Origin of the sequence: uncultured Rhodoblastus sp., assembly GCF_903903185.1 — a bacterium.
GTDB lineage: Bacteria > Pseudomonadota > Alphaproteobacteria > Rhizobiales > Beijerinckiaceae > Rhodoblastus.
In genome coordinates, this window is the sequence record NZ_CAIUXT010000175.1 from 1 (window position 1) to 3,018 (window position 3,018).

General features: G+C 62.2%; 3 protein-coding genes. 1 reads left to right on the forward strand and 2 read right to left on the reverse strand.

From position 1 onward, the window contains the following. Positions 1-1,418: recombinase family protein (locus QZY01_RS16285; RefSeq protein ID WP_294539120.1), on the reverse strand; the 1,418-nt coding region annotated here is incomplete at its 3' end. 307 nt (positions 1,419-1,725) lie between these two features. Next, positions 1,726-2,181, reverse strand: coding sequence for a helix-turn-helix domain-containing protein (locus QZY01_RS16290; RefSeq protein ID WP_294539123.1), 456 nt, complete (start codon positions 2,179-2,181; stop codon positions 1,726-1,728). Positions 2,182-2,663: 482 nt separating this feature from the next. Here QZY01_RS16290 and tnpB point away from each other — a divergent pair, with 482 nt between their 5' ends. Next, positions 2,664-2,843: an IS66 family insertion sequence element accessory protein TnpB gene (gene tnpB, locus QZY01_RS16295; RefSeq protein WP_294539126.1), complete on the forward strand. Its 180-nt coding sequence runs from the start codon at positions 2,664-2,666 to the stop codon at positions 2,841-2,843. Positions 2,844-3,018: the final 175 nt, after the last annotated feature.

A 3,018-nucleotide genomic window follows, 5' to 3' on the forward strand; every position in this document is an offset into this window, starting at 1 on the left:
AATTGATCGTGGTCTTGGGCGCGCTGGCGCTCCTCGCGGGCGTTGGCCAATATGCGGAGCTTGTCATTCCACTCGCCTTCGAGCATGTCGGCGACGAGGCGATTGTTGGGGTCGACCAGCATGAAGCGGCGCTGGGCGAGATCGGCGTCGGTTTGGGCGCGCTCGATTGCGCGGCAGCGCAACCGGTCGGCCTCTTCATGGCGCGCCTGAATCTCCCTGCGCACTTCGAGCGCCAGTTCGACGGCCAACGGCGTCATCTCTTCGGCGATCAGCATGCCAATGGCTTGATCGACCGGAGGTCCGGCGATCGACTGGCATGAGGGTTCGCCGCGATAGTTGTGGGGACGATCGCAAACATACCACGCTTCCTGTCGGCCGCGCCGGGCAGCGTAGCGGACCCTAAAATGCCCGCCGCATCGACCACAGATGGCCCGTCCTTGCAGCAGCGCCGGGCCTTCTCTCGGAATTGACGTTCGCGCCGCGTCGTAGCCATGGCCGTTCGCCTTGAGAACCTTCAGGTTCTCCTGGTGCCGCTCCCAACTGATATAGCCGGAATGGGCATGGGGAATGCAGGCCAGCCAATCGTCATTGTCTCGTGCGCGCACGGTCTTCTTGCCCTCGATGGTGCGCCGGAACTGTCGCCGGCCGTAGGCGTAGGCGCCGGCGTAGCGCGGATTGGTCAGGACGCGCATCGCCGTGGACGCCGTCAGCGGCCGAAAGACCGTCTCGCTGTTGTGCAGGCGCGAGGGGAACAGAAGACCTTCCTTGCGAAAGGTCTTGACGGTCTGGGACGCGGAACCGACACGCGAGAACATCTCGAAGAAATGAGCGATCGTCTCCCTGACCTGGAGGTCCGGATCCAGCGCCACATCGCCGGACAGGTCATAGACCAGCCCGGTTGGCAGCGGGCAGCGGAACTCGCCGCGCTTCGCCTTGTTGAGGATGCCTCCGCGCAGCCTCGCCTTGATCACATGGAGTTCGGCTTCGCTCATGGTGCCCTTCAATCCCAACAGAAGCCTGTCGTTGAAGCTGGCCGGGTCGTAGACGCCATCCTCGTCGAGGATCAGGGTGTCGGCAAGGGCGCAGATCTCCAGCAGGCGCTGCCAGTCGGCGTTGTTGCGCGCCAGACGGGAGACTTCCAGACCCATCACGATTCCGGCGCGTCCCAGGCCGACATCGCTGACCAGCCGCTGGAATCCCTCGCGCCAAGCCGCCGATGCGCCGGACTCGCCCTGATCGTTGTCAATGACGATGATCTGCTCGTCGCGCCAACCGAGGGCGACGGCGCGTCCGCGCAGCGCATATTGCCGCTTGGCGCTCTCGGCGTTTTCGACGACTTGCCGCATCGACGACTGGCGGACGTAGAGATAAGCGCCGCGTTCGAGATGGTGACGCTGAACTTTGACCTGTGCGTTCATGGGAATATCCCCTCATGTAGGCCAGCGTGGTTTGTGCTGGTGGCGATTGTCGCGAGGACATGAACAACGGTGCCGTGCCCGCCGTGCGTCGATGAAGCGGCCGGGCGCCGGTTGATCGGTTCCCGAGGAGAGTCTGCCGCGGAGGTCAGCACCTTCGCCCACCCCCACATGCCCCGGCGCAAGAACAGCATGAGGCCGCTGCGGGCCATGAGCGGCAGCGCTTCGCCGAGAACTGCGGCGCGCAGCACCTCGTACTCGGACACAAGGACCGACGACCGGATCGGATCGGCCGAGGTCGCGGCGACGTTCACCGGCCAGTTGTTTTTTTTAACGCCCGCTCGATCGTTCTCGGATGAAGCTCGATACGGAGTTCGTTGCGGACCAGCCTGGCCAGTTCTCGGGCGCGCACCGGTTCGCCAGGAACCAGCCGCGCCTTCAGGAAGGCCATGATGTCGTCGTCGAGCTTGTGGGGGCCGCGGGGACCTGGTCTGGCGTGGACCAGTCCGGCAATCCCGGCTGTGTCGAAGTGAGCCTTGGCCTGATAGTAGGTCGGCCTTGAGACGCCATACTCGTCGGCGGCATCGGTGATTGACAGCTTGTCGACGGAGACGCGGCGCAGCATCTCGTATTTGACCTGTACGGCGTCGCGCGGATCGAAGAACTCGCCGCCGCGGAACTTCGGATCGAGCACCTTGTCCGGGGCGGGATTGAATGCGCCCTCTTCGATGAGGACATCCCTCTTCGATCGCTTGCTGTCGGGCATCGCTGGCACCAGGCACATGATTCGATATTGACGTAAATACATTTACGCCGCTATTCGTAACAGCGTCAAGCCTACGTCTGCCATTTGCAGCCAATTTATGGTCGCTATTGCAAGGCATTTTGTCCATGAGAACCACGCTAGGGGAAGGATTGCGGCGTAATCGGCTTTACATATGCGGCAAAATTATCTTTACAGGCCGCTTCGTGGCCGCCCCGCTGATTTGCCACTGAGGCGGCCAACCAGATCGGCAAGCTCCATCAAATCGGAGACCCGCAGCAGCGACCGCCCATGACCCATGACGATGTCCGGATCGGGACTCACAGCATCAGTCCACCCCGGAGGGACCGACCAAACGGCGCCGCTGCGAGCTTGCAGCAAAAGCCGTTCGCCATATCGGTTGTAGCGCTTGCCGACGCACGGAAGATGCTGCGCAAACAGAGGATGAAACGGATGCGTCACCCGCACTAACTGCTGAGCTGTGCTTGGGGCGGCTGCATTCTCATGTGAGGCACAAGCGTCTCGAACGCTCGCATTTCTGCTGGCCGACGGCGGGGAGCCACGAGATCCGTCTGAGTTACGCGCAAGTCATGACGCTGGTCGAAGGGCTGGATTGGAAGCGGGTTCGCGCGGTGGACGTGCGGGCGCCGCAGAGCGCCGGCTGATATGAAAAAGATGCGTCTGAATCTCCTGAGTGCCTAGAAAAAATTGGGATTTTTGCAATAAAAACGGTATCATGCGAAGCATGATCGAGGGCTTCGGCGAACTTCCTGACGACGTTGATCAACTGAAGGCGCTGGCGCTTGGCGCCGTTGCGCGCGCAGATGTTTTTCGCTCCCA